The following is a 25,338-nucleotide window of genomic DNA, read 5'->3' as shown; positions in this document are numbered from 1 at the left end:
CCGGTATCAGGGTCGTCATGACGAGCTCCGAATGCGTCGGGACAGCAGGTAGTTCCCACCCACCGCCAGCACGATGATCATGAACATGGCCCAGGAGACCGTGGCGGCGTAGGAGTACTTGCCGTGGGTCCAGAACTGCTCGTACACGTACATGGCGAGCGTCTGGAACTGGCGGGAGTCGCCGCCGGTCGGACTCATACCCGGGTTGAACATCAGTGGTTCGGTGAACAGCTGGATCGTGCCGATGGTCGACATGATCACGCTGAAGATGATGGTCGGGCGCAGCGCCGGGATGGTGATGGTCCGGAACTTCCGGAACTGGCTGGCGCCGTCGAGGTCGGCCGCCTCGTAGAGGTCGTCCGACACGGCCTGCAGCCCGGCGAGGTAGATCAGGGAGTTGTAGCCGGTCCAGCGCCAGGTCAGGATGACGGCCAGCGCCACCCACGACTGCCAGGTGCCCGCCTGCCAGTCGACCTTGCCCAGGCCGACCAGGCTGAGCACCCAGTTGATCAGGCCGAGGTCACGCCCGAACAGCTGGGCGAAGATCAGCCCGACGGCGGCCACCGAGGTGATGTTGGGCAACAGGACGCCCATCCGCAGCAGGGTGCGGCCGCGCATCTTGCGATGGAGCAGGTGGGCGATCCACATCGCCAGCAGCAGCTGCGGCACGGTGCTCAGCACGCCGATCACGGCGGTGTTGAACAGCGCGTTCCAGAAGTAGTCGTCGTGGAAGAGGCGCACGAAGTTGCCCAGCCCGACGAAGGTGTGGTCGCTGCCGGGGATGTCGCGGTTCCACTGGTTGAGGGCCATCCAGCCGGTGTAGAGGAGCGGGAACAGCCCGAACGCCGCGAAGACCACGAAGAACGGTGCGATGTAGAGGTACGGCGTGCCGCTCACGTCGAACTTGCGACGCAGAACAGACCACCGCTCAACCTTTGCCGGCTTCGCCGGTGGGGTTTCCCGCCGCTCGGGCAACACCGGCGGAGGTGCGATTACTGCCATCAGCTCGTCCTTCCTTTCTACGGCTCGGTGGCGTTCGCGACGTCTTTGAGCACCTGGCGCCACGCCTGGTCGGGTCGCTGCTTGCCCTTGTCGACCCGGGTGATCCCGAGGCCGATCAGCGGACCGATGTCGCCGTCCTTGGGGCCCTGGTACTGCGGCCGCAAGGTCTTGGCCGCCGCGGTGAAGATCTGGCCGGTGGGCGCGTTGTTGAAGAACGCGTTGGTGTTGCTGAGCACGGCCGGGTCGTCGTAGAGCGCGGCCTGGCTGGGCAGGTGACCCTGGGTGCGGAAGATCCAGCTCGCCTGCTCGGGTGCGGTCAGCCACTGGGCAAGCTCGGCCGCTTCCTTGCGGTGCTTGCTCTGCTTCGGCACGGTCAGGAACGAGCCACCCCAGTTGCCGCTGCCGCCGGGAATCTTGGCGATGTCCCACTTGCCGGCGGTCTGGGGGGCGTTCTGCTTGATGGTGTCGGTCATCCACGCCGGGCAGGCCACGGTCGCGAACGACCCCTGCTGGAAGCCGGCGTTCCACTGCTGGCTGAAGGTCGCCAGCTTCGCCGACTCGCCGGCCTGCACGGCCTCGACCGCAAGGTTGAACGCGTTCTTGACGGCCGGGTTGTCAGCCACCACGACCTTGTTGCCGGGGGCGGTGTAGCCGACCGGCGCCTGGCCGACGATGGCGTTGAAGATGTTGGAGCCGGAGTCGAACCAGGCCACGCCGTCGGGCGCGTTGGCCTTGAACCGCTTGCCGGTCGCGATGTACGACTCCCAGTCCGGCCACAGCGCGGCGACCTGGTCGCGGTCGGTCGGCAGGCCGGCCTGTGCGAACAGGTCGCGGCGGTAGCACATCGCCAGGCCGCCGACGTCGGAGCCCAGCCCCATCAGGCTGCCGTCGGCGCCGGTCGCCTGCTGCGACTTCCACGCCAGCCACTGACTCGGGTCGGCGCCGTAGTCCCTGAAGTCGACGAACTTGTCGGACATGACCTTGAACTGCGAGATGTAGCCGCCGTCGATGGCCTCGATGTCGCCGGTTCCCGATCCGCCCAGCAGGTGCGCCTGCAGGTTCTTGTGGTGGTCGTCGTACGAGACGATGTGCTCGACGATCTTCACCCCGGGATGGGTCTGCTCGTACTTGGTGTACAGGTCGTGGTATCCCATGTCGCCGAAGATCTCGACGACGAGCTGCGTCTGGCCCGGCTTTGCGGAACCGCACGCGCCGACCGCGGTGGCGACGAGCGCCAAGCAGCCCAGCATCAGCGCGGTCAACGCTGCGGGCCTGCGGGTGCGCATCCAATCTCCTTCAGGGTTCGGGGGTGCTCGGACTGCTGGCGGGATCGGATACGCAGGAACGAGTGCACGGCATCGCCGCACGACGAGTGCGTCACCGAATCCGAGGTCGGCCCAGGGGACCGTCGCCGACCCGGTCGACCGGGCACGGACGCGAGGCCGCGGCGGAGGCGCTAGCAGGACGACGGCTTCATGCAATGCGATCAACAGCGCAGTGCACCCGGCCTCCGCGGCGACGGTCGGCGCCGGCCCGCAGTGAAAAGCCTCGCGGGAGCGGCCCCAACTGCCCGAAACAATAGCCGGTAAATTTTGTGCCTGTAAAGTCCGAATTGCGGGGAAAATTCGTACTATCCACTACGCAATTGTTGAGCGCTCAGATGCGGTACAGGGCGCTACCCGGCCGTTTGCGTCTACGCGCAGGCCGGGCTCATGTGCCGGCCCGGTCGAGCGCGGTCACCGTCAGGCCCAGCTGCTCGGCGATCACCGCGAGAGAGCCGTCGATGAGCTGGAGGTCCCGCAGCGCCAGCACGGGCGGCGCGGTCCCGGGCAGGTCCAGTCCGGCGCCGAGGGTGTCGAAGCGCGAGGCCGAGCGGACGTACGGCCCGCATTCCCGCCCCCGCAGCCGGGTGACGATCTCCTCGATCGAGGCTTGCAGCGTGCCGACCGCGAGCCGTAGCTCCTCGGCCTGTCCGGCGTCGAGGGGCACGGCACCGGCCGCGTCGGTGAGCAGGTTGCGCGCGTAGTTCCGCGACGCGGAGATGCTGTTGCTGAACAGGATCCGCTCGGACGGGGCCGGTAGCAGCGGTACGCCGAGCACCGACATTGTCGCCATTAGCGCCTGATACGCGGCATCGAGCCGGCGTTCCGCGGCCCGCAGGTCGGAGCCGGTACCGAGGAGCTGCCGCTGCGCGGACGCGACGACGCCGTCCAGCATGGTCAGGTACTCGCGGGTCGCCACCCGCACGACCCGCCCGGTGCGCAGCGGCACCACGACGAGCACGGTCAGCAGCGCCGCCCCGGCGCCGATGGCGGTCTCGCCGAGCCGCAGCAGCAGCAGGTCCTCGGAGTACTCGCCCAGTTCGACGTACAGCTGCGAAACCGCAATCGTCACGGCCATGACGAACCACGCGTAGCTGGAGCGCATCAGGTAGAGGCCGAGGAACAGCGCGGCCAGGATGACCGCGAGCGCGGCGTAGACATGCGGGCCGATCGCGTGCGCGAGCAGAGCGCCGACGAGGACGCCCGCGACCGTGCCGACCACCCGGAGCGAGCCCTTGCGCAGCTGCTCGCCGGCGTTGTGTGCGCCCATGAACGTGACGAACGCGGCGATCACGGCCCAGTACCAGCGGCGGTGGTCGACCGTGTAGCCCAGGACGAGTGCGGCGGTCGCGGCCACGGCCATCTGCCCGGCGATGCGGACGTTGGGCGGCAGCCCGGACCGGCCGATGCGGCGGGCGATCTGCGGTTCCTCGGAGGCGGTTTGGCTGACCCCGGCCGAGCCCGGCAGGAAGCCGCCCGCAAGCTCCGCGGCCGCCACGAACTCGACCTCGGGCTGCTCGTCGCCGCCGAGGCCGCCACGCAGGCCGTGCAACGCCTCGGCGACGGCGCGCAGGCAGCCACCGAACCGGTGCGCCACGATGCGCGCCGGCCCGTCGGGCAGTTCCTCCAGCACCAGGCGGCCGGCGGCGTCGGCGCGGGCGGCGTCGAGCTCACCGACGGCCGCGAGTCCCTCCCGCACCAGCTCGCGCAGCGCCGGCGACAGGTCCGCGTCGGCGAGGGTGACGGCGAAGCGGGCCAGGTTGGTGACGGCCAGCTCGAGGTCGAACAGCCGCTGGTGCACGATGCCCGGGCTCGCCCCGGCCGGCAACGCGCCCGGGCGCTCCAGGTACGCGTCGGCCATGAGCGCGGCCTCGTTGAACGCCAGCGTGCGCCGGCGCAGGAGCCGGACGAGTCGCGCGCGGCGGCGAGGCGCCGGGGCCTCGGTGAGCGCGAGCGCGACGGCGGCCACCGCGCGCGACCGGGCGCCGAAGGAGCGGCGGAGCCGGGCCAGGGTGCGGTCGTTGCGGATGCGGAACACGGTGAGCTGCAGGGCGATGGTGACGGCGACGGCGAGGAGGACCTCGACGGTTACCCAGCCGAGGGATGCCAGCGTGATCACGCCGTACAGGAACAGCCCGAAGAAGGTGCCGTTGAAGGCGAAGGCGCCGCCGAAGAAGCCGCGCGGGCCGAACCGGCGCAGGTACGCCCCGCCGGTCAGCACGACGATGACGGCGCCGAGGCCCCAGAACGGGTACGGGGCCAGCGCCAGGCCGAGCGTGATGCCGCCGAGCACCGGGATCGGGATGAGCGCGAGGTTCAGCGCCTGCTGCCGCGGGGTGTCGAACATCGGGGCGGCGAACACCCCGCAGAGGGCGACGACCGCGCCGAGCATCAGCGGGACGACGGGCACCGGGTCGCGCCGGGCCTGGACGAGGAGCCATTCGGCGGCCATGGCGGCGGTCATGGTGACGACGAGCTGGGCCGCGAGGCGCGCGCGGATTCCGCCCGGATCGTACGCCCGCAGGCGATCGATCAGCGGATTCACCGTGCGAACCTACCACCATTCGGAGGGACGCCTCCATTAAGTGTGTGGATCTTCATCCGGGCGAGCGGAGCGGTCAGCCGCCCGTCCGGCGCTGCCGCGCAACCCGCAGCCGGGTCTTGACCGTCTCCTTCGGCACACCCATCGCGACCGCCAATGCGTTGACCGGCTCCGGATGCCCCCTTCCGACGATGTCCTCGTAAAGGTCGAGCAGCCCCCGGTAATAGGCGTCGCCGCCGGACCGGGGATCGGCGGGCAGCTCGGCCAGGCGCCGCTGCAGGTACTGACGGATCATGACCTGATACGCGCCGACGGCCGGCACGGCGTTGTACTCCGCCGTCAGGTCGGCCAGGTGGCGCTCGGCACGGCGCATGACGCCCGAGGTGACGCCGCGCCGGCGGGCCTCGGGTGCGGCGTCATCGGTGATCCGGATCAGCACCTCGCGCGGGCCGGGTGGCGGGGCGTCAACCAGGTCACCGCCCTCCCATCGAGCGACGACCTGCAGGCCGGGCTCGCGCCGCTCCAACTCGACGACCGACAGCTCCCCATGGCGATCATGCGTTCCCATGATCTCATCATGATCACTAAACCCTAACCTGTCAACCTTGGGTTGTCAGGCGGGGGTTCGAGGTGGCCGGGACGGTCCCGGACGTGACCTCGCCCACCTCGACCCAGTGCGACCCATATGGACAGGTCAACTGCTGTTAACCGGCGATTAGAGTGGCGCTGCGACGTCGTGCTCCGACCAGGGTGCGGCCTCGAAGGGCTTCACGGGATCCGTGGAGCCCAGCCGCTCCGAACGTTCTCCGGGCCAACCGAGTCGGAGCGGCTGCAACCACCCCCACCCGCCCGGTCGGCGCGTCCGTCGGGCCAACCCGGAACGGAGCAGCCACGCCATGAGCGTGACGAAGCAGGATCCTGATGTCCCGGTCGAACCGGCGCAACCCGCCGCCCGCGGCCGCCTCGACCGCTACTTCGAGATCACCCGCAGGGGCTCGACGGTCAGGCGCGAGGTGCTGGCCGGGCTCACCACCTTCGCGACGATGGCGTACATCGTCGTGCTCAACCCGCTGATCATCGGAACCGCCCCGGACAAGCACGGCACCCTGCTCGGCATCGCGCCGGTCGCCGGGGTCACCGCGCTCGTCGCCGCGGTCATGACGATCATGATGGGCATCGTCGGCCGGGTCCCGTTCGCCGTGGCGACGGGCCTGGGCCTCAACGCGTTCGTCGCGTACGCCGTCGCCTCCCAGATGAGCTGGGCCGAGGCGATGGGCCTGGTCGTGGTCGAGGGTCTGATCATCACCGTGCTGGTGCTGACCGGCTTCCGCCAGGCCGTCTTCAGGGCCATCCCCGCCGAGCTGAAGGCGGCCATCGCCGCCGGCATCGGCCTGTTCATCGCGCTGATCGGCTTCGTCGACGGCGGCCTCGTCCGGCCCAGCACCGGCGTGCCGCTGCAGCTCGGCTCGGGCAGCAACGGCACGCTGCACGGCTGGCCAACGGTCGTCTTCGTGGTCGGCCTGCTGGTCACCGGCGTCCTCGCCGCCCGCAAGGTGAAGGCCGGCGTCCTCATCGGCATCGTCGCCACCACGATCTTCGCCGTGATCGTCAACGCGTTCGCCAAGCCCGGCGCGGCCGTCGTCGACGGCAAGCCCAACCCGGACGGGTGGCGGCTCAACGTCCCGACCCTGCCGGACCCGCTGGTCCAGAAGCCCGACCTGCACCTGATCGGTCACGTGTCGTTCAGCGCGTTCGCGCACGTCGGCGTGATGACCGCGCTGCTGCTGGTCTTCACCCTCGTTCTGGCCGACTTCTTCGACGTGATGGGCACCACCGTCGGCCTGGCCAAGCAGGCCAACCTGGCCACCCAGGACGGCACCGACATGCCCCGGCTGGGCAAGGTGCTCTTCGTCGACGGTGTCGCCGCGGTCGCCGGCGGCGCGGGCAGCGCCTCCTCCGCGACCACCTACGTGGAGTCCTCCTCCGGCATCGCCGACGGTGGCCGCACCGGCCTGACCAGCGTGGTCACCGGCATCCTCTTCCTCGGCGCGCTGCTGCTCACCCCGCTGGTGACGCTGGTGCCGAGCGAGGCCGCCGGCCCGGCCCTGGTGGTCGTCGGCGCGCTGATGATCCGCCAGGTCAAGGACATCGACTTCACCGACGTGGGGGTCGCCGTTCCGGCCTTCCTGACGATGACCCTCATGCCGTTCACCTACTCGATCACCAACGGCATCGGCGCCGGCTTCATCAGCTGGGTGGTGATCCGCGTGGCGCAGGGCAAGGCCCGCCAGATCCACCCCCTGATGTGGGCGGTCGCCGTCGCATTCGTGATCTACTTCGCCATCAACCTGGTCAAGGCCCTCACCGGCGTCAGCTGACCGGTCCCCCGACGCGCCCCCGCCGCCCCGGCCCGAGGCAGCGGGGGCGCGGCATCCGAGGACTCAGGTGTTGACCGGGAAGCCCAGTTCCAGGCCGCGGCGGCTCGGTTCGGTCCAGCGGGTGGTGACGACCTTGGCCCGGGTGAAGAAGTGCACGCCCTCGGTACCGTGCGCGTGCACGTCGCCGAAGAGCGAGGACGTCCAGCCGCCGAACGAGTAGTACGCCATCGCCACCGGGACCGGGACGTTGACGCCCACCATGCCGACCTGCACCTCGCGGCAGAGGCGCCGCGCCGCGCCGCCGTCGGCGGTGAAGATCGCGGTGCCGTTGCCGTACGGTTGGCGTTGATCAGCACGACGCCCTCCTCGTATGAGGCGACCCGGACGACCGAGAGCACCGGGCCGAAGATCTCGTCCGCGTAGACGGACATACCGGGCTCGACGCCGTCGAGCAGGGTCGGGCCGACGAAGAAGCCCTCGCCCTCGGCGTCGTAGCTGCCCTCCCGGCCGTCGACGACCACCCGGGCGCCGGCCGCCGACCCGGCGGCGATGGACGACATCACCCGGTCCCGCGCGGCGGCCGAGACCAGCGGTCCCATGATTCCAGCAGGGCGTGCACGGGGACCGGCCCGAGCGCGCCGACGATCCGCGCGACGTCTGCGGGCGACTCGACCTTGGGTACGCGAACCGAGTGGAGCGGGGTGACGCCGGCCAGGGCCGCGAGGTCGGCGTCGCACGCCGGCGTGCCGACGGCGTTGACCCGCACCGACACCCGGGCGCCGGCGAGCAGGTGCTCCCACAGCGCCCGGCGACGGCCGCCCGCCGCTGGGCCGGCAGGTGCGGTGCCACCATGACGAGCAGCGCGGCAGCCCGGTCCGGTGCCGGCAGGCGGGGCGCCAGCGCGGTCAGGGCCCGCGCCCGCGACGCCGCGTACTGCAGCCCGTCCGCCGCGGCCACCGCGCCCGGCAGCAGCTCGGCCGGCAGGTAGGGGCGAGCCCGGCGAGGGCGTCGCCGCCGACCCACTCCGCCTCGGGCGCGGCGGCGGTGGCCAGGGCGGCGCGCAGCTGGGCGGGGTCCAGGTGCGGCGCGAGCAGGGCCAGCGGTTCGGCGCTGCCGTACGGCTCCGTCGCCGCTTGCCGGGCCGCGGCGAGGGCCGCAGCGATCGCCGCCGCGCGGCGCCCGGGCGGCAGGTACGGCAGGAACCGGCCCACCAGGCGCGCCGGGTGTCCGCCAGCCCGTAGCGCCACGCCGGCGGCCTCGGCGCGCTCCGCGGGCGCCAGGTGCGGGATCAGGCTGAGCCGCCCCGCGCTCGACCTCGCCGAGGTAGGCGTCGACCGCGTCGTCGCCGTCCGTCATGGCGGAATGGTATTCCAGCGGCCGGCCACACCCATTTCGAAGTATAGATCCCCGCAAGAACGCCGGAATTGGACTTTCGGGGGTCCTCCCGCCGGACGAAGTTCGATAGGATCGAACAAGTTTCGGCAGGAGGTTGGAACGTGCGCACGACGGCGAGGCAGAACCGCGTCGAGGACAACGGGCAGGCGCTGGTCGGCGCGCGGATGCGCCAGTTCCGCAAGGAACGCGGCCTCACGCTGCGCGGCCTCGCCACCCAGTCCGGCCTGTCCATCGGGTTTCTCTCCCAGGTCGAGCGGGGCATCTCGGCGATCGGTCTGACCGCCCTCAACGGCGTCGCCGCGGCGCTGGACCGCCCGGTCGCCGAGTTCTTCCACACCGACGACGAGCCGGCACCGCCGGCGGCGGCGACCGACGACCTGCCGGACCATTTCACCTTGACCCGCGCCCAGAACGGCGCGACGGAGTACGTCTCCGGCCAGATCACCTACCGCATGCTCTCCGACCGCGGCCCGCACCTGGTGCTCGAGCCCATGGTCGTGCACATCGCGCCCGGCGGGCGCCGCGAGGAGGCCTACGGCCACGCGGGCGAGGAGTTCGCCTACGTCGTGTCGGGGGAACTGCTCTACGAGGTCGACGGCATCGAGCACCGGCTCTTCCCGGGCGACAGCCTGCACCTGCGCTCGAGCACCCCGCACCGGCTCTACAACGACACCGACGGGGTCACCACCGTGGTGTCGGTGGTGACCCCGCGCCTGTTCTAGAGGCCGCTGTTCACTCTCACGTCAAAATTTCGTTCACCGCGTCCATGGTGGCCGCCCAGGCCGGCGTGCGCGGGTCGATCACGTCGAAATGGTCGGCGGCCAGTTCGACCCGGATCACCCGGTCGCCGGCGGCCAGCGCGGCCCGGGCGTAACGGCGGGACATGTCGACGAGGTCCAGGCCGTCGGCCCGGCCCTGCACCACGACCACCGGCACGCCCAGCGGCAGCCGCAGCAGCGGGTCCGCCGCCGCCAGCGCAGCCTCGTCGCCGCGCAGCGCTCCGGCGACCGCCCCGGTGCCGATCCCGCGCCGCTGCCCCTCGGTCAGATCGAGCACGCCCGCCTGCGACACGACCACCGAGACCGCCCCGGGCGCGTCGGCCGCCGCCCGCACCGCGAGCTGCCCGCCGGCCGAATGACCGAACAACACCAGCCGCGAGGGGTCGATCCGGGCATCGGCGACGCCCGCGAAGGCCAGGCCCGCGGCCACGTCGGCGGTCGTGGCCGCCCAGCCGTGGCGGTCCGGCCGCCGGTACTCGAGGTTCCACGCGGCGAACCCGCGCCCGGCCAGGTCGATCGCCATCGCGTCCATGAGGTCCGCACCCCAGACCGAGCGCCAGAAGCCGCCGTGCAGCAGTACCGCGACGGGCGCCGGGCCGGTGCCCGCGGGCAGCCGCAGCTCGCCCCACTGCTCCGCGTCCGGGCCGTACGCGATGCGCCGGGCCGGGTGGCGCAGCCGGTGCACGGCCCGGCGGACGGCCCAGCTGACACCCCAGATCTCGCGGCCCTGGTGGTGCTCCGACCCGGCCGCGACCGGCTGTGGCCCGGTCGCGGTCAGGTCGAGCCACACCGTGCGCGCGGCGTAGGGGGCGGGCGTCGTCATCAACGCCCGGGCCGGTGCCGTGGGCCCGGGCAGCGCGACGACGGCGCCGGTCGTGGCCTCCAGCGCCGCCGCGAGGTCCGGCGCCTCCCGGACGGCGCCCGGCACGCCGAGCCCGGCGAACTCGGCCGCGGCCAGCTCGCGCACCAGGTCGAGGTCGGCGACCACGCCCGGGCCCACGATCACGTCGACGTTCATGCCGCCTCCCGCCGCAGCAGGGGCAGCACCGCGCCGCCCAGCAGGTCCACGCCGCCGTCGTCGGTCAGCCCGTGCGGCGTACCGAACTCCACCCGCCCCACACCGGCGTCGATCAGCGCCTGCGCCTGGGCCGCGACCTGCTCCGGCGTGCCGGAGAACGCGAACAGATCGAGCACGTCGTCGGGCACGAGCCGGCCGGCGGCCTCGTGCTCGCCCCGGTCGACCAGGTCGGTGACCCGGCGGACGAGATCCGCCGGCACGCCCGCGGTCGGGTCGAGCTCGGCGACCACCGCGAGGTACATCGCGACCTCGGTGCGGGCCTTGGCGCGGGCGGCGGCCCCGTCACGGTCGACCACGGTCACCGCGCCGAGCACGATCCGCACGTCGGCCGCCGACCGGCCGGCCGGCTCGGCGCCCGCCCGCAGCCGCTCGCGCATCACGGCGACCATCGCCGGGTTGGCGCTGCCGCCGACCTTGATCTCGGCGGCGATCCGGCCGGCGAGCGCCGCGCCCTGCGCGCCCCAGGCGCCGATCAGCAGCGGCGGGTCGGGCCGCTGGACCGGATAGCGAAGCGCGACGCCCGGCGCGAGCCGGAACACCCGGCCCTCGAAGCCGTCGGTCCGGCCGCCGAGCAGGCGGTAGACGACCTCGGCCGCCTCGCCGAGCGCCGAGATCGGCCGGGGCTGCTCGATCCCGACCGCGCCGAGCCAGGTGCCCCGGGCCAGCCCGAGGTAGGCGCGGCCGGCCGAGGCGAGGTCGAGCGCCGCGAGCTGCCCGGCGATCTCGTACGGCGCCATGGAGTACGGGTTGAGGCAGGCCGCGCCGAGCCGGACGCGCGAGGTGGCGCCGGCCATCTCCAGCAGCGGGAAGATCGGCGGCTGGAACATGAGGTCGCCGAAGACGGTCAGCACGTCGACGCCGTGCGCCTCGGCCGCCCGGGCCAGGCGGGCGTAGTCGCCGGGCCGCTTGTCGCTCTGGATGCCCAGGCCGATCTCGACCTGTGCCGGGGCGCTCATGTGAGGTCGGCCGATCGCATCCCGCGCTGCCGGGTCCGCTCGACCCGCATCACCAGGCGCTCCTCCGGGTCGGGGCAGCAGAACAGGGTGTCGCGCTCCAGCCAGTCGCCGGCCGGCAGCGCGCGCTGCTTGGCCGCCAGGAAGGGCAGGACGGCCGCCAGCGCGTAGACGCAGAAGTGCTTGCCGTCGGGCAGCCGAAGGTGGGCGCTGTTCTCGAGCTCGAAGCAGTCACCGACCGCCATGCCGCAGACCGAGCGGCCCTCGATGTGGTCGACGGTGACCCTCAGGTCGTAGATCTCCATGTCGTTGTCTTCGGACATTCCTCACCCTCCGATCCGGACGACGATCTTGCCGGTGGTACGCCCGGCGGCCAGGTCCTGCAGCGCTGCGGGCGCGCCTTCGAGCGGCTCGACCCGGTTGACCGGCGGCCGCACGGCGCCCGTGGCGCAGAGCGCAAACAGGGCCTCGTAGGCGGCGGCGACCTCGGCCGGCCGCCGCCAGGGGTAGGCCGATCCCCACGAGAGTCCGACCAGGGTGGCGTTGCGGGCGACGAGGCGCATCGGGTCGATGGCGGGCGGCGGGCCGGCCGCGGCGCCGACCGCGACGATGCGGCCCTCGAAGGCCAGGCAGTCCAGCGACCGGGCGAAGACGTCGCCGCCGACGGGGTCGATCACCACGTCGACGCCCGCGCCGCCGGTGGCGGCGTCGACGGCCTTCGGGAAGTCCTCGGTGTGGTAGTCGATCGCAACGTCGGCCCCGTTGGCGCGGCACGCCTCGACCTTCGCGGGGCCGCCGGCGGTGCAGATCACCCGCGCGCCGCGGGCGACGGCGAGCTGGGTGGCCGCGACGCCGACCCCGCCGGCCCCGGCGTGCACAAGCACGGTGTCCCCGGCGGACACTCCGGCCCGCTCCAGGGCGAACCACGCCGTCTGGTACGTCACCGGGATTCCCGCGCCGGTCACCGGGTCGAGCGCGGCCGGCCGCGGCACGAGCAGGCCGGCGTCGATGGTGACGGTCTCGCCGAGGGCGCCGTGCGGCAGCGCCGGGCACCCGATCACCTCGCGGCCGGCGTCGGGGCCGGTCAGGACCCGCCCGCTGAACTCGACCCCGGGCGTGACCGGAGGCTCCGGCCGCACGGGATAGGTCCCGCGGCACAGCATCACGTCGAGGAAGTTGAGACCGACCGCCTCGACCTCGACGGTCACCCGCCCGGGGCCGGGCTCCGAGTCGTCCGGCACATCCGCGACGGCGAGCACGTCGAGCGGCTCGCCGTCGCGGTGCGCGACGAGGCGCCTCACGGCCGCACCAGCTCCGCGTGGTGGTGGACGATCCGCCAGCCGTCGCCGGTTCGGCGCAGCACGTCGGTGACGCGGGTGACGGACGCCTCGTCCTCGCCGCGGCAGTGCAGCTCGTATCGGGCCACGCCGACGTCGCCCCACACGTCGATGCGCTTGGCGCGGGCGGCCATCTCGGCCAGCACCGGACGCCGGCCGGCGGCGTCGCGGCGGTCGCGGTACTCGTCCAGCTCGGCCCGGGTGCGCAGCGGCCCCGGCAGGTGCGTCTCCCAGGTGGTGACCTCGGGGTCGAGGTGGGCGTCGAAGCGGCCCCGGTCGCCGGCGAGGAAGGCGGCGTACATGTCGTCGATCGCGTCGGCGATCTCCACGCAGTCGGTCACGGCCGCACCCCGGCCCGGTCGTCGCGCACCACGGCGCCTCCCTTCATCACCCACCGCACGCCCCGCAACGCCGAGGTGTCCGCGGACGGGTCCTGGTCCATCGCAATCAGATCGGCGTACTTGCCCGGCTCGACCGTGCCCAGGTCGTGCTCGGCCCGCAGCCAGCGCACCGGCCCGAGCGTGCCGGCGTAGAGCGCCCGCTGCGGCCCGATGACCGCCGACATGTGCTCCAGCTCGCGTACGGTGGCGCTGGTGCCCTCGAACTGCCAGAACGGCGGCATGTCGCTGCCCAGCAGCACCTCCACCCCGGCGGCGACGGCCATCGCGAAGCTCTCCAGGTGCCGGTCGCCCGCGCCCAGCGACCGCTGCTGCATCCACTCCGGGACGCCCAGCTCGTCGAAGAACGCCTTGCACCGGGTGACGAGCAGGGTCGGCACGAGGGCCGTGCCGCGCTCGGCCATGAGCGCCGCCAGTTCCGCGGTCAGCTCGTAGCCGTGCTCGACGCAGTCGAGGCCCAGTTCGACCGCCTCGGTGATGACCGGCGCCGGCCCGGCATGGGCGGTGACCCTCCGGCCCCAGTCGTGCGCGGTCTGCAGTACCGCCGCCAGCTCGTCGGGGTGCAGCTGGCGGGTGTCGATCGACTCGTGCTTGCCGGCGATGCCGCCGGAGATCATCACCTTGATCAGGTCGGCGCCGGCCTTGACCTGCTCGCGTACGCCGCGGCGGAAGCCGTCGACGCCGTCGCACTCGAGGGTGTCGCTGCTCTCGTGGCCGTGCCCGCCGGTGCACACCAGGGCGCGACCGGCGGTGAAGATCCGGGGTCCGGGCGCACGGCCGGCCTCGATCGAGCGGCGCAGCGCGAAGTCGGCGTGGTCCTTCTCGGCGACGCACCGGACCGTCGTCACTCCACAGTGGAGGGTGCGGCGGGCGCCGTCGGCCATGTAGAGCGCGAGCTCGTGCGGGCCCATCTGCTTGAGCCGGTCACCGGCCGCGCCCGGCAGGGTGAGCGACAGGTGGGTGTGCATGTTGGCCAGGCCCGGGGTGAGCCAGGCACCGTCGAGATCGATGCGGACCGGATCGCCGTCGATCTCGGCCAGCACCCGTTCGCGGGGCCCGACGGCGGCGATCCGCTCGCCGATCACCCAGACGGCGGCGTCCTCGACCGGCTGGATCCGCCCATCGACGACCGTGCAGTTCTCCAGCAGCAGGCTCATCGTTGCACTCCGTAGATCGTGCGGGCGGCGTCGGCGGAGACGTAGCCGTCGGCCACGTCCTCGCGGACCGCGTCCGGATGGCGCAGGGCGGGGTCGCCGTGTCCCCCGCCGCCGGCGGTCAGCACCGTCACCCGGTCGCCGGCCGCAACGGCCGTGCGCTTGGTGCTGACGGCGCGCTCCCGGGCAGTGCCGGGGAACACCAGGATTCGGTTGGCCTCCGGGGCCGCGCCGCCGTCGCTCGCCCACGGCCGGGACTTGGTCTTCTTGATCACCGAGAGGAACTCGCCCGGGGTCACGAACCGGATGTCGCGGCGCAGCCCCGGTCCGCCGCGGAACCGGCCGGCCCCGCCCGAGTCGGTGCGGATCTCCATCCGCTCGAAGAACATGCCGGTCTTCGCCTCCAGCACCTCGACCGGCGTGATCCGGGCCTGGGTCTGGCACGGGTGGTTGGCCGGCCCGATGCCGTCGTGCCCGGGCGCGCCGCCCCAGCCGACCGGCTCGTTGTTGGACACCGCGAACAGCGATCCGGTGTCCGGGTGGACGCCGACCATCATGAACCCGGGCACGTCGCCGCCCGACGAGGCCGGCAGCCGGTCGCCCATGCCCTGCGCCAGCGCCTTGTAGATCAGCTCCAGCGCGACGGTGCCCGTCCACTGGGTGAACGTCGCCGCCGGGTAGACGGCGTGGAAGAGCGTGCCCGGCTCGGCGCGCACGACCAGCGGCGCGAAGTGGCCGGCGTTCGTCTGCTCGGTCGGCGTGGTGATCGCCTTGAACGCCACCCGGCAGGTGGCGATCGTCGCGCCGAGGGGCAGGTTGACCGGCCCCGGCACGGCCGGCGACGAGCCGGCGAAGTCGACGGTGAACGTGCCGCCGGCGATCGTCACGGTGACCCGCATCAGGATCGGGTCGTCGGTGATCCCGTCGTCGTCGAGCCAGTCCTCGGCCGTCCACGAGCCCTGCGGCAGCGCGTCGACGGCCTCCCGGGCCGACTGCTCGGCCGCGGCGATGACGGCGTCGACCACCGCGCCCACCGTCTCCCGGCCGTACGTCGCGAACAGCTCGCCGACCCGCCGCTCGCCGGTGCGCAGGCACGCCACCTGGGCGTGCAGGTCGCCGAGCACCGCGTCGGGCATGCGCGAGTTGAAGCGGATCAGCTCGTGGATCTCCCGGACCGGCTCGCCCTCGGCGAACACACGGGTGCCCGGGAAGAGCAGACCCTCCTGGTGTACGTCGGTGGAGTCGAGCACGTAGCCGGGGTCCTTGGCGCCGAGGTCCATCCAGTGGGCCCGGACGCACAGGAAGGCCACGAGCGCGTCGCCGACGAACACCGGCGCGAACAGCGTGGCGTCGTAGGCGTGCGCGGCGTTCCAGTACGGGTAGTTGAGCAGCACGACGTCGCCCGGCCGCAGCGTGTCCCGGCCGACGTACTCCACGCCCTTGCGGATCGAGTAGTCGTTGGCGCCGAGGAAGCGCGACAGGCCCGTCGACTCGGCGACCAGGCGCAGTCCGGCGTCGTAGATCGAGATGCCGAAGTCGTGGACCTCGTAGATGACCGGGTTGAACGCGGTGCGCACGAGCGCGGCGCGCATCTCCTCGGCCGCGGCCACGAGGTAGCTGCGCACCACCTCGGCGGTGGCGCCGTCGACCTCAGGCATCGCTCACCCCAGGCGCGTTGACCCCGTAGACCTCGCGGGCCTGCTCCGCCGACACGTACCCCTCGGCCACGTCCTCGCGTACCAGGCCCGGGTCGCGCTCGCGCGGGTCGCCGTGCCCGCCGCCACCGGCGGTCAGCAGCGTGATCCGGTCGCCGACGGCGACGGCGGTGCGCTTCGTGCTGACCGACTGCTCCCGCTCGGTACCCGGGAAGATGATCACCCGGTTCGCCTCGGGGGACAGCCCGCCGGCAAGCGCCCACGGCCGGGACTTGGTCTTCTTGATGACCGACAGGAACTCCCCCGGCGTGACGAACCGGATGTCCCGGCGCAGGCCCGCCCCGCCGCGGAACCGGCCGGCCCCGCCCGAGTCGGTGCGGATCTCCATCCGCTCGAAGAACATCCCGGTCCGCGCCTCGAGCACCTCGATCGGCGTGATCCGCCCGGTGCTGCCGGAGACGTGGGTGGCGGCGTTCATGCCGTCGTGGTGTGCCGTGCCGCCCCAGCCGACGGGCTCGTTGTTGGAGACCGCGAACAGCGCGCCGGTGTCGGGGTGGACGCCGACCATCATGAACCCCGGCACGTCGCCGCCCGACGAGGCCGGCAGCCGGTCGGGCATGCCCTGGGCGAGCGCCTTGAGGATCAGCTCGACCGCGACGATGCCGGTCCAGAGGGTGAACGTCGGCTGGGGGTAGACGGCGTGGAACAGCGTGCCGGGCTCGGCCTTCACCACCAGCGGCGCGACGGTCCCGGCGTTGGAGGGCTGGTCGGCCGACGTCAGCGACTTGAGGATGACCTTGCAGATCGCCTCGGTCGCGCCGTAGGGCATGTTGACCGGCCCGGCCACGGCCGGCGACGAGCCGGCGAAGTCGACCGTGAACGTGCCGTCGGCGATCGTGACGGTCACCTTCATGTGGATCGGCTCGTCGGTGATGCCGTCGTCGTCGAGCACGTCCTCGGCGGTCCAGGAGCCCTGCGGCAGCGCGGCCAGGGCCGAGCTGGTGCGGGCGGCGCCGTCGGCGATCATCCGCTCGATCGTCGCCTCGACGGTCGGGCGGCCGAACTTCTCGACGATCTCCAGCAGCCGGCGCTCGCCGGTGCGCAGGGCGGCGATCTGGGCGTGCAGGTCGCCCATCACCTCGTCGGGCATGCGCGAGTTGAACCGGATCAGCTCGTGGATCTCGCGGACCGGCTCGCCGCGCGACACCACCTTGGTGCCCGGGAAGAGGATGCCTTCCTGGTGTACGTCGGTGGAGTCGAGCACGTAGCCGGGGTCCTTGGCGCCGAGGTCCATCCAGTGCGCGCGGACGCACAGGAAGCCCAGCAGCGGCCCGCCGGGCTCGAACACCGGGGCGAACAGCGTCGCGTCGTAGGCGTGCGCGGCGTTCCAGTACGGGTAGTTGAGCAGGACCACGTCGCCCGGGTGCAGGTTCTCCCGCCCGACGTACTCCACGCCCTTGCGCAGCGAGAAGTCGTTGGCGCCGAGGAAGAACGTCAGCCCGGTCGCCTCGGCCACCAGGCGCAGGTCCGCGTCGTACAGCGAGAGCCCGAAGTCGTGGACCTCGTAGATGACCGGGTTGAACGAGGTGCGGATGAGCGTCGCGCGCATCTCCTCGGCCGCGGCGAGCAGGTAGGAGCGCACGACCTCGGCGGTGGCGCCGTCCAGTTCGGTCATGCGGCACGCACCAGGAGGTAGCCGTGGGCGTCGACCGACACGCGCCGGCCCGACGGGACCACCGTCGTCGACGTGCCCTCGTCGACCAGCGCCGGGCCGTCGAACGCGTCGCCCGGCGCGAGCAGCGCCCGGTCGTAGACGTCGAACGGCACGATCGCCCGGGCGCCGAAGTCGAACGCGTCCCGGCGCCCGAGCAGCGCCCGGGCGGGATTGCCGTCGCCCGGCGGCGGCTCGACCAGCGTCGGGTTGGCCGTGCGGCCCACCGCACGCAGGCGCAGATTCAGGATCTGCAGGCGGTTGTTCATCGCGTGGCCGTACCGGGCGGCGTGCAGCTCCTGGAAGGCGGCCCGCGCGCCGTCGGGGTCGAGGGTGTCGCGCCCGATCGTGACCGTGAGGCTGTGCTCCTGCCCGAGGTAGCGCAGCTCCAGCTGCCGCTGCAGCACCGCCAGCTCCGCGGGCACGCCCTGCGCGCCCAGCGAGGCCAGCGCCTCGGCCTCGATCTCGGCGAACGTCGCCTCGACCGCGGCCGGGTCGACCTCGTCGAGCGGGGTCATGAGGGTACGGCTGAAGTTGTCCTCGATGTCGGCGCTGAGCATGCCCCACGCCGAGAACCCCGACGGCGCGAACGGCACGATGACCTCCGCGATGCCCATCTCCCGGGCCAGCAGCGGCGCCAGCAGCGGCCCGGCGCCGCCGAAGGCGAGCAGCGAGAACTGCCGCGGGTCGCGGCCGCGCTCGACGGTGATCTGCCGGACCGCGCCGACGGTGCGCGCGAGCAGCACGTCGAAGATGCCCGCGGCCGCCGCCTCGACCGGCAGCCCGAGCGGCCCGGCCACCTGCTCGTCGAGGGCCTTGCGGGCCGCGTCGGCCTGCAGCCCCATCTCGCCGCCGAGGAACCGGTCCGGGTCCACGTAGCCGAGCGCGACGGCGGCGTCGGTGACGGTCGGGCGGGTGCCGCCGCGGCCGTAGCAGACCGGGCCCGGGTCGGCGCCCGCGCTCTGCGGGCCGACCTTGAGCAGGCCCCGGTCGAGCCAGGCGATCGAGCCGCCGCCGGCGCCGATGGTGCGGATGTCGTACGTCGGGATCAGCAGCGGGAAGTGCTCCAGCTGCGCCTCGTGGGCGGCGACCGCGCTGCCCTGCTCGATGACGCACGCGTCGAGCGAGGTGCCCCCGATGTCGAAGGTGAGGAGGCTGTCGCGGCCCAGCGCGCCGGCGAGGTAGGCGGCGCCGACGATGCCGCCGGCCGGCCCGCTCAGGACGGTGTGGGTCGGCGAGCGCTTGGCCGCCTCGCTGGTCATCGACCCGCCGCCGGAGCGCATGATGAGGAAGCGCCCGGCGAAGCCGCCGTCGGCCAGCCCCTGCTCCAGCTCGTCGACGTAGCGCTCGAAGATCGGGCGGATGTAGGCCTCCAGCACGGTGGTGCTGGTGCGCTCGTACTCGCGGTACTCCCGCGCGATGTCGGTCGACAGCGAGAGGCTGACGTCGGGGTAGCGCTCGCGGATGAGGGCCGCCGCGGCGCGCTCGTGCGACGGGTCGAGGAACGCGTGCAGGAAGCAGATGGCGATCGACCGCACGCCCTGCACCTCGACCAGCTCGCGGGCGGCGGCCAGCACCGAGCCGGCGTCGAGCTCGTCGACCACGCGGCCCTTGTAGTCCAGCCGCCCCTTCACCCCCGCCGTGTGCCGGCGCTTCACCAGGCTCGCCGGCCGCTCGTACTGGAAGTCGTACATGTGGTCGGAGGGGACGTTGCCGCGCCCGATCAGGAACACGTCGCGGAAGCCCTCGTTGGTGATGATGCCGGTCGCGGCGCCGCGGCGCTCCAGCACCGCGTTGAGGCCCAGCGTCGTGCCGTGGATGAACAGCTCGACGTCGGACAGATCCGTGCCGAGCGCGGCCACCGCGGCGAGCACGCCGTCGGCCGGGCGCGCCGGGGTCGTCGACGCCTTGCGGAACCGCACCTGATTGGTCCGGGTGTCCAGCTCCATCGCGTCGACGAACGTACCGCCAATGTCGACGGCCAGCCTGAGACTCACACCAACTCCCCAATCTCCGGCACCCGCCAGCAGGCGGCCCGGCTCTGCCCGTACTGCTGCAACTGCTGGTCCTCGCTGCGGCACCGGTCGGTGACGAACGGGCACCGGGCCGCGAGCGCGCACCCGGTCGCCGCGTCGGCCTCCTCCAGGTCGCGGACCAGGGCTGTGCCCGGCGAGAGGCCGCGCGACAGCAACGCCCGCGTGTAGGGGTGCCGCGGCCGCGCGAAGACCTCCTCGACCGGACCCTCCTCGACGATCCGGCCGAGATAGAGCACGACGACCCGGTCGGCGAACCCGCGGACGGTGGCGAGGTCGTGCGAGATGAACACCGAGCCGTGCGAGCGGCCGGCGGTGAAGTTGGAGGCGACCTCGTCGATCACCGCGAGGATCTGCGCCTGCACGGTCACGTCCAGCGCCGACGTCGGCTCGTCGAAGACGATCAGGTCCGGCTCGGCGACGAGCGCGCGGGCGATGCCGACCCGCTGCGCCTGGCCGCCGCTGAGCTCGTGCGGTCGGCGGGCGAGGATCGAGCGGTCCAGCTCCATCCGGTCGAGCGCGGCGGCCGCCCGGGCGGCCCGCTCCGCGGCGGGGACGCCGAGCGCGCGCAGCGGCTCGCCGATCGCGTCCTCGACGGTGCGGCGCGGGCTGAGCGAGCCGACCGGGTCCTGGAAGACCAGCGCGCTGCGGGCGGCCGTGACGCTGCCGCGGGTCGGCTTGGCGAGCCCCACGATGAGCCGGGCGAGGGTGGACTTGCCGCACCCGCTCTCCCCGACGACGCCGATCCGCTCGCCCTTGGCGACGGTGAGGCTGACGCCGCGCAGCGCGTGGTGCCCGCCGCGGCCGAACCGGCTCTTGTAGACCACGTGCGCGTCGTCCACGACGAGCACGGGCTCGGCGCCCGCGGTCGTCGCGGCCCGCCGGGCGGCCGTGCCGACCGTCACGTCGGTCGCCCGGGCCGCCTCGACGGCGTCGTGCAGCGGGTGGAAGCAGGCCGCCGTCCACTGCCGGCCCTGCTCCTGCAGCTGCGGGCGAGCCATCCGGCAGTCGTCCTCGGCGTGCGCGCAGCGCGGCGCGAAGGGGCACGCGGACGGCGCCTCGCGCATCAGCGGCATCGCGCCGGGCGTCACGACCACGGGCCGGCCGTCGAGGTCGGGCACCGAGCGCAGCAGCGCCCGGGTGTACGGGTGCGCCGGCGCGGTCAGCACCTGCCCGGCCGGGCCGGCCTCGGCCACGGTGCCGGCGTAGAGCACCACGATGCGGTCGCACACGGCCGCGATCGCGTTGATGTCGTGGGAGACCAGCAGCACGCCGCGGCCGTCGGTGTCGGCGGCGTGGCGGAACTGGCGCAGGATCTCGGCGGTCAGTGTGACGTCGAGGCCCGTGGTCGGCTCGTCGGCGATGAGCAGGCGCGGCGCGCACCCGGTGGCGAGCGAGATCATCACCCGCTGGGCCATGCCGCCGGACAGCTCGTGCGGGTAGGCCTCGAGGCGGCGCCGGGCGCTGCGGATGCCGACCGCCTCGAACAGCTCCAGCGCCGACGTGCGGGCCCGCTCGCGGTCCATCTCCTGGTGGGTCCGGAGCCGGTCGATCAGCTGCCGCCCCGCGGTCCGGGTCGGGCTGAGCGCGCCGCGCGGGTTCTGGAAGCACATCGCGGCACCGTGGCCGCGGTGGTGGGCCAGCTGCTCGGCGGACATGGTCAGCACGTCGGCGCCGTCGAAGCCGACCCGGCCGGTCGCCACCGAGCCGGTCGGCAGCATCCCGACGATCGCCCGGCCGACCATGCTCTTGCCGCCGCCGCTCTCCCCGACCAGCCCGACGACCTCGCCGGCCTCGACGGTGAACGACACGTTGCTGAGCGCGGCGACGCGGCCGCCGATGACGACGGAGAGGTTGTCGATCGAAAGCAGACTCACGTGCGGCTCCTCACCGTCGGACCCGGTCGGCGCGCTCCTGCAGGCCCTCGCCGAGGAGGCTGAAGCCCAGGACGCAGACGAGCAGTGCGATGCCGGGCGGCACCGAGGTCCACCACCGGCCCGCCACCACGTCGCTGGTGCCGAGGCTGATCATGGCGCCCCACTCGGCGTCGGGCACCGCAATGCCCAGCCCGAGGAATGACAGGCCGGCCAGGGTGAGCATCGCCCAGCCGCAGTTGAGCGGGGCGATCACCCGCACCGGCGTGATGCTGTTGGGCAGCACGTGCCGCCACAGCAGCCCGATCGTCGAGGCGCCGGAGGTGCGCGCGGCGTCGACGAAGGTCAGGTCGCGGATCGTGCGGACCTCGGCCCGCACCAGGCGGGCGTAGGCGGGCGCGTTCACCAGCGCGATCGCCACGGTCAGGTTGAGCGGTCCGCTGCCCAGCAGGGCGGCGACGGCGAGCGCGAGGATGAACGTGGGGAACGCCTGGAAGATGTCGGTCAGGCGCATCAGCACGTCGTCGAGCCAGCCGCCGAAGTAGCCGGCGACCACGCCGAGGATGCTGCCGAGCACGACGGCGGCGGCGACCGCGGCGACCGCGATGCCGAGGTCGACGCGGCCGGCGTACAGCAGCCGGCTCCACACGTCCATGCCGTTGACATCGGTGCCGAACAGGTGCGCGCCGCCGGGCTCGGCGAGGGTGGTGCCGGCCCCGTCGATCTCGTTCGGCCCCCATGCGGTGAACAGCGGGCCGATCAGCACCGCCAGCGCGACAACGGCCAGAATCCCGGCGCCGGTGGCCATCAGGACGGTGCCGAAGCGGCCGTCGCGGTCCGGCCGGCGCCGGCCGGTGCGCAGCAACGACATCAGATCCTCACCCTCGGGTCGAGCATGGCGTGCACGACGTCGGCGATCAGGAACACCACGACGTAGCACAGCGCGATCACCAGCACCGACGCCTGCACCACCGGGTAGTCGCGGTAGAGCAGGCCGCGCAGCGCCCACTGGCCGAAGCCCTGCCAGGAGTAGACGTACTCGATGAGCACCGTCGAGCCGATCGCGAAGCCGAAGACGAGGGCGGCCAGCGACGGCAGGCGGACCAGGGCCGCCCGCACCAGGTAGCCGCGCCGCAGCAGCCGGCCCGGCAGCCCGTGGGCCTCCGCGGCCGCGTAGGGCTCGGACCGCAGCACCTCCAGCGCCGACGCGCGCACGCTGCGCAGCAGCGGGGCCACGATCACGATGACGAGCGTGAGCACCGGCAGCGCCAGGTGCCACAGCGCCGACGTCAGCGCCGGCATGTTGCCGGTCAGCAGGGCGTCGAGCGCGTCGGCGCCGGTGATCGGGGTGAGGTCGGTGTCCGGGTCGACGCGGCCGCTGGGCGCCGGGAACCAGCCCAGGCCCGCATAGCCGACGAGGATCAGCACCAGGCCCAGCCAGAACTCCGGCATCGAGTTGCCGATCAGCGCGAGCACCCGGATGCCGTGGTCGCCGGCCCGGTTCGCGTGCCGGGCCGACCACAGGCCCACGACGGTGGCGATCACCACGGCGATCGCCACCGCCAGCACGACCAGCTCCATGGTCGGGCCGATCCGCAGCGCCATCTCGCTGCCGACCGACTGTCCACTCTGGATGGACGTGCCGAAGTCCCCGGTGAACAGGCCGCCGAGGTAGTCGGCGAACTGCCGCCACAGCGGCTTGTCGAGGCCGAACCGGGCCCGCGCCGCCGCCTCGTCGGCGGCGGTCGCGTTGGGCCCGAGGATGGTCCGGATCGGGTCGCCGGGCAGCACCCGGACCAGCAGGAATGTCAGCACGACCACCCCGAGCAGGACCGGAATGAGCTGGAGCAGCCGGCGGGCGACGAACCGGAGGATACGCATTTAGGCCGACGCACCCAGGTAGCGCAGGCGGGCCAGGCCGTCCATCGGCTGCACCCAGCCGGACACCGACTTGCGCACCGGCAGGTTGAAGTTGGGCTGGCAGATGACGACCCACGGCACGTCCTCGGCCATGGTCTCCTGCACCTGTGCCCAGAGCTGGTTGCGCGCGCTGGCGTCCACAGTGGTGTGCGACTGCTCGTACAGCTGCTCGATCTTCGGGTTGGTGTAGTTCGAGTAGTTGAGGTTGGCGCCCTTGACGAAGCTCGTCGCCAGCATGTACTCGACGTCGTTGACCCACAGCTGGCCCGAGGTGATCTGCAGCGGGATGTTCTTCTTCCCGCGCCGGTCGGCGAGCGTCGCCGGGTCGAGCGGCGTCAGCTTGAGCTCGATGCCGGCCTTGCGGGCCTCGCTCTGCACGAGCACGGCGAGCTGCTGCTGCTCGTCGTTGTTGGCCTGGAAGACCAGCTCCGAGGAGATCGAGGTCTTGCCCGACGCGGCGAGCGCGGCCTTGGCCTTGTCGATGTCGTACGTGTACGGGTACCCCTTCTCGGAGTAGCCCGGCATGTCCAGCGGCACGACGCTCTTCGTCGGCCGGGCGTCGCCGCCGTACACGTTCTTGATGATCTGCTCGTACGGCGTGGCGTAGGCCAGCGCCTTGCGCACGTTGACGTCGTCGAACGGCGCGGTGGTCGTCGACATCTGGATGGCGACCTGCGAGTTGCTGGCCGCCGACAGCACCGTGATGCCGGAGGCGCTCTTGAGGTCCTTGATGTCGCGCGGGCTCGCGCCCAGCGCCACGTCGATGTCGCCGGACTGCAGCTGCAGCCGCTGGTTGGCGGCGGCCGGCACGACCGAGATGCGGATCGTCTTGGTCTTGGCCGGGTCGGGGCCCGGGTAGGCGCTGTTCGCGGTGAGCTCGATCTCCTGGCCCTGGGTGGCCTTGGAGACGTTGAAGTAGCCACCGGTGGGCGGGTTCTTGGCGAACCACTCCTTGGCCCACGGGTCGGCGTCGGTGGCGTGCTTCTTCGCTTCGACCGAGTCGAAGACGTAGAGCGAGATGGCCTGGATCTGCCGGGTCAGCGCGCTCGGGAACTCCTGGTGGAACTCGACCGTGTAGTCGTCGACCACGACGACCTGCTCGGGCTTGGTGAGGCCGATCGTGCGGTAGATGCCGGCGACGTTGGCCTTGGCGGCGAACGCCCGGTCCTTCGACCACTTGACGTCGGCGGCCTTGAGCTCGTTGCCGCTGGGGAACTTGACGCCCTTGCGCAGCTTGAGCGTCCAGACCTTCTTCTCGGCGTCCGGCTCGAAGGACTCGGCGAACGTCGGCATGATGTTGTCGGTGTCGAGGATCTTGCTGTCGCCGACGGTCTTCACGCCGTAGTCGATCATGTATGGGAAGACGTTCTTGTACAGCATCAGGGCGGTCAGGTCGAAGCCGACGAAGTCCTGGTCCCAGCTGCTGATGTAGCTGGACACCGCGATCTTCAGCGTCGACGACTTGGCGCCGCCGGATTCCGACGACGAAGTGTTGTTCTTGCTGCCGCTCGCGCAGGCGCCGGTGGCGAGCAGGAACGCGCCCACGCCGCCGAGCTGAAGTAACGAGCGGCGGGAGAGAGCGGGAGAGTCTGCCATGTTCACTCCTCTGTGAGCCCGACCTGCTCGATGTTCTATCAGGCGCGAGTTCAGTGAACAAGACTCGTCCCGCAGTGAACAGGAAAGATACAGCTCATGGCGGCACTCTCCGGCCGGATGGGGGATGCCTCGGACCAGGTTTGTTCACAGATTTTCACAAGCATGAAACCGCGCCCCGGAAACGGCGCCGGGCCGTGCGACGTCGTCGTCG

The 25,338-nt window shown here is 72.4% G+C and carries 21 protein-coding genes and 1 pseudogene; 2 read left to right on the top strand and 20 right to left on the bottom strand.

Annotated elements, in window-relative coordinates; all coding sequences use genetic code 11:
- Nucleotides 1-15: 15 nt before the first annotated feature.
- The 4 genes from ACQEVU_RS18450 to ACQEVU_RS18435 form a co-directional block, all read right to left on the bottom strand.
- Nucleotides 16-1,002, bottom strand: a complete 987-nt coding sequence (locus ACQEVU_RS18450; RefSeq protein ID WP_433325039.1) for a carbohydrate ABC transporter permease — start codon at nt 1,000-1,002, stop codon at nt 16-18.
- A gap of 17 nt (nt 1,003-1,019) precedes the next feature.
- The gene (locus tag ACQEVU_RS18445) at nt 1,020-2,288 is read right to left on the bottom strand and encodes an ABC transporter substrate-binding protein (RefSeq protein WP_433325037.1); all 1,269 of its coding nucleotides are present in this window, start codon (nt 2,286-2,288) and stop codon (nt 1,020-1,022) included.
- Nucleotides 2,289-2,712: 424 nt separating this feature from the next.
- Nucleotides 2,713-4,869: an FUSC family protein gene (locus tag ACQEVU_RS18440; RefSeq protein ID WP_433325035.1), complete on the bottom strand. Its 2,157-nt coding sequence runs from the start codon at nt 4,867-4,869 to the stop codon at nt 2,713-2,715.
- A gap of 73 nt (nt 4,870-4,942) precedes the next feature.
- Nucleotides 4,943-5,434 carry a hypothetical protein gene (locus tag ACQEVU_RS18435; RefSeq protein ID WP_433325033.1) on the bottom strand — a complete coding sequence of 164 codons (492 nt, stop codon included), beginning with the start codon at nt 5,432-5,434 and terminating at the stop codon, nt 4,943-4,945.
- Nucleotides 5,435-5,762: 328 nt separating this feature from the next.
- Here ACQEVU_RS18435 and ACQEVU_RS18430 point away from each other — a divergent pair, with 328 nt between their 5' ends.
- Nucleotides 5,763-7,244, top strand: a complete 1,482-nt coding sequence (locus ACQEVU_RS18430) for an NCS2 family permease (protein WP_433325031.1) — start codon at nt 5,763-5,765, stop codon at nt 7,242-7,244.
- A gap of 63 nt (nt 7,245-7,307) precedes the next feature.
- Here ACQEVU_RS18430 and ACQEVU_RS18425 read toward each other — a convergent pair.
- The 3 genes and pseudogenes from ACQEVU_RS18425 to ACQEVU_RS18415 form a co-directional block, all read right to left on the bottom strand.
- A pseudogene (locus ACQEVU_RS18425) lies at nt 7,308-7,843 on the bottom strand (aldehyde dehydrogenase family protein); the annotation flags it as partial.
- Nucleotides 7,804-8,016 (bottom strand): hypothetical protein, encoded by a 213-nt coding sequence (locus tag ACQEVU_RS18420; RefSeq protein WP_433325029.1) that lies wholly within the window; start codon nt 8,014-8,016, stop codon nt 7,804-7,806. The gene ACQEVU_RS18420 and the pseudogene ACQEVU_RS18425, both read right to left, overlap by 40 nt.
- 133 nt (nt 8,017-8,149) lie before the next feature.
- Entirely contained in the window at nt 8,150-8,491 is a 342-nt protein-coding gene (locus tag ACQEVU_RS18415) for a hypothetical protein (RefSeq protein ID WP_433325027.1), read from the bottom strand.
- 249 nt (nt 8,492-8,740) lie between these two features.
- On the opposite strand from ACQEVU_RS18415, the gene ACQEVU_RS18410 reads away from it, so the two are divergent.
- Nucleotides 8,741-9,361, top strand: a complete 621-nt coding sequence (locus ACQEVU_RS18410; RefSeq protein WP_433325025.1) for a helix-turn-helix domain-containing protein — start codon at nt 8,741-8,743, stop codon at nt 9,359-9,361.
- A gap of 16 nt (nt 9,362-9,377) precedes the next feature.
- On the opposite strand, the gene ACQEVU_RS18405 is transcribed toward ACQEVU_RS18410, so the two are convergent.
- The 13 genes from ACQEVU_RS18405 to ACQEVU_RS18345 are packed head-to-tail and all read right to left on the bottom strand — an operon-like array spanning nt 9,378 to nt 25,127.
- A complete protein-coding gene (locus ACQEVU_RS18405; RefSeq protein WP_433325023.1) occupies nt 9,378-10,436 on the bottom strand; it encodes an alpha/beta hydrolase family protein in 1,059 nt (352 codons plus the stop codon).
- Nucleotides 10,433-11,452, bottom strand: coding sequence for an LLM class flavin-dependent oxidoreductase (locus ACQEVU_RS18400; protein ID WP_433325021.1), 1,020 nt, complete (start codon nt 11,450-11,452; stop codon nt 10,433-10,435). The genes ACQEVU_RS18405 and ACQEVU_RS18400 overlap by 4 nt, the downstream gene beginning before the upstream one ends.
- A complete protein-coding gene (locus ACQEVU_RS18395; protein WP_433325019.1) occupies nt 11,449-11,772 on the bottom strand; it encodes a TIGR04076 family protein in 324 nt (107 codons plus the stop codon). Before ACQEVU_RS18395 ends, ACQEVU_RS18400 begins: the two co-directional genes overlap by 4 nt.
- Before the next feature lie 3 nt (nt 11,773-11,775).
- Nucleotides 11,776-12,750 (bottom strand): NADPH:quinone oxidoreductase family protein, encoded by a 975-nt coding sequence (locus ACQEVU_RS18390; RefSeq protein ID WP_433325017.1) that lies wholly within the window; start codon nt 12,748-12,750, stop codon nt 11,776-11,778.
- Nucleotides 12,747-13,127: a nuclear transport factor 2 family protein gene (locus ACQEVU_RS18385; protein WP_433325015.1), complete on the bottom strand. Its 381-nt coding sequence runs from the start codon at nt 13,125-13,127 to the stop codon at nt 12,747-12,749. Before ACQEVU_RS18385 ends, ACQEVU_RS18390 begins: the two co-directional genes overlap by 4 nt.
- Entirely contained in the window at nt 13,124-14,341 is a 1,218-nt protein-coding gene (locus ACQEVU_RS18380) for an amidohydrolase family protein (RefSeq protein WP_433325013.1), read from the bottom strand. Before ACQEVU_RS18380 ends, ACQEVU_RS18385 begins: the two co-directional genes overlap by 4 nt.
- Nucleotides 14,338-15,996 (bottom strand): hydantoinase B/oxoprolinase family protein, encoded by a 1,659-nt coding sequence (locus ACQEVU_RS18375; protein ID WP_433325011.1) that lies wholly within the window; start codon nt 15,994-15,996, stop codon nt 14,338-14,340. The genes ACQEVU_RS18380 and ACQEVU_RS18375 overlap by 4 nt, the downstream gene beginning before the upstream one ends.
- The gene (locus tag ACQEVU_RS18370) at nt 15,989-17,668 is read right to left on the bottom strand and encodes a hydantoinase B/oxoprolinase family protein (RefSeq protein ID WP_433325009.1); all 1,680 of its coding nucleotides are present in this window, start codon (nt 17,666-17,668) and stop codon (nt 15,989-15,991) included. The genes ACQEVU_RS18375 and ACQEVU_RS18370 overlap by 8 nt, the downstream gene beginning before the upstream one ends.
- On the bottom strand, nt 17,665-19,701 hold the full coding sequence (locus tag ACQEVU_RS18365; protein ID WP_433325007.1) for a hydantoinase/oxoprolinase family protein: 2,037 nt from the start codon (nt 19,699-19,701) through the stop codon (nt 17,665-17,667). Before ACQEVU_RS18365 ends, ACQEVU_RS18370 begins: the two co-directional genes overlap by 4 nt.
- Nucleotides 19,698-21,614 carry a dipeptide ABC transporter ATP-binding protein gene (locus ACQEVU_RS18360; RefSeq protein ID WP_433325005.1) on the bottom strand — a complete coding sequence of 639 codons (1,917 nt, stop codon included), beginning with the start codon at nt 21,612-21,614 and terminating at the stop codon, nt 19,698-19,700. The genes ACQEVU_RS18365 and ACQEVU_RS18360 overlap by 4 nt, the downstream gene beginning before the upstream one ends.
- Nucleotides 21,615-21,624: 10 nt before the next feature.
- Nucleotides 21,625-22,482 carry an ABC transporter permease gene (locus ACQEVU_RS18355; protein ID WP_433325003.1) on the bottom strand — a complete coding sequence of 286 codons (858 nt, stop codon included), beginning with the start codon at nt 22,480-22,482 and terminating at the stop codon, nt 21,625-21,627.
- Nucleotides 22,482-23,492 carry an ABC transporter permease gene (locus ACQEVU_RS18350; RefSeq protein WP_433325001.1) on the bottom strand — a complete coding sequence of 337 codons (1,011 nt, stop codon included), beginning with the start codon at nt 23,490-23,492 and terminating at the stop codon, nt 22,482-22,484. Before ACQEVU_RS18350 ends, ACQEVU_RS18355 begins: the two co-directional genes overlap by 1 nt.
- A complete protein-coding gene (locus ACQEVU_RS18345) occupies nt 23,493-25,127 on the bottom strand; it encodes an ABC transporter substrate-binding protein (RefSeq protein ID WP_433324999.1) in 1,635 nt (544 codons plus the stop codon).
- Nucleotides 25,128-25,338: the final 211 nt, after the last annotated feature.

This window comes from Dactylosporangium sp. CA-139066, from assembly GCF_050936175.1.
Taxonomy (GTDB): domain Bacteria; phylum Actinomycetota; class Actinomycetes; order Mycobacteriales; family Micromonosporaceae; genus Dactylosporangium.
This window is presented reverse-complemented; position numbering and strand designations above follow the sequence as displayed.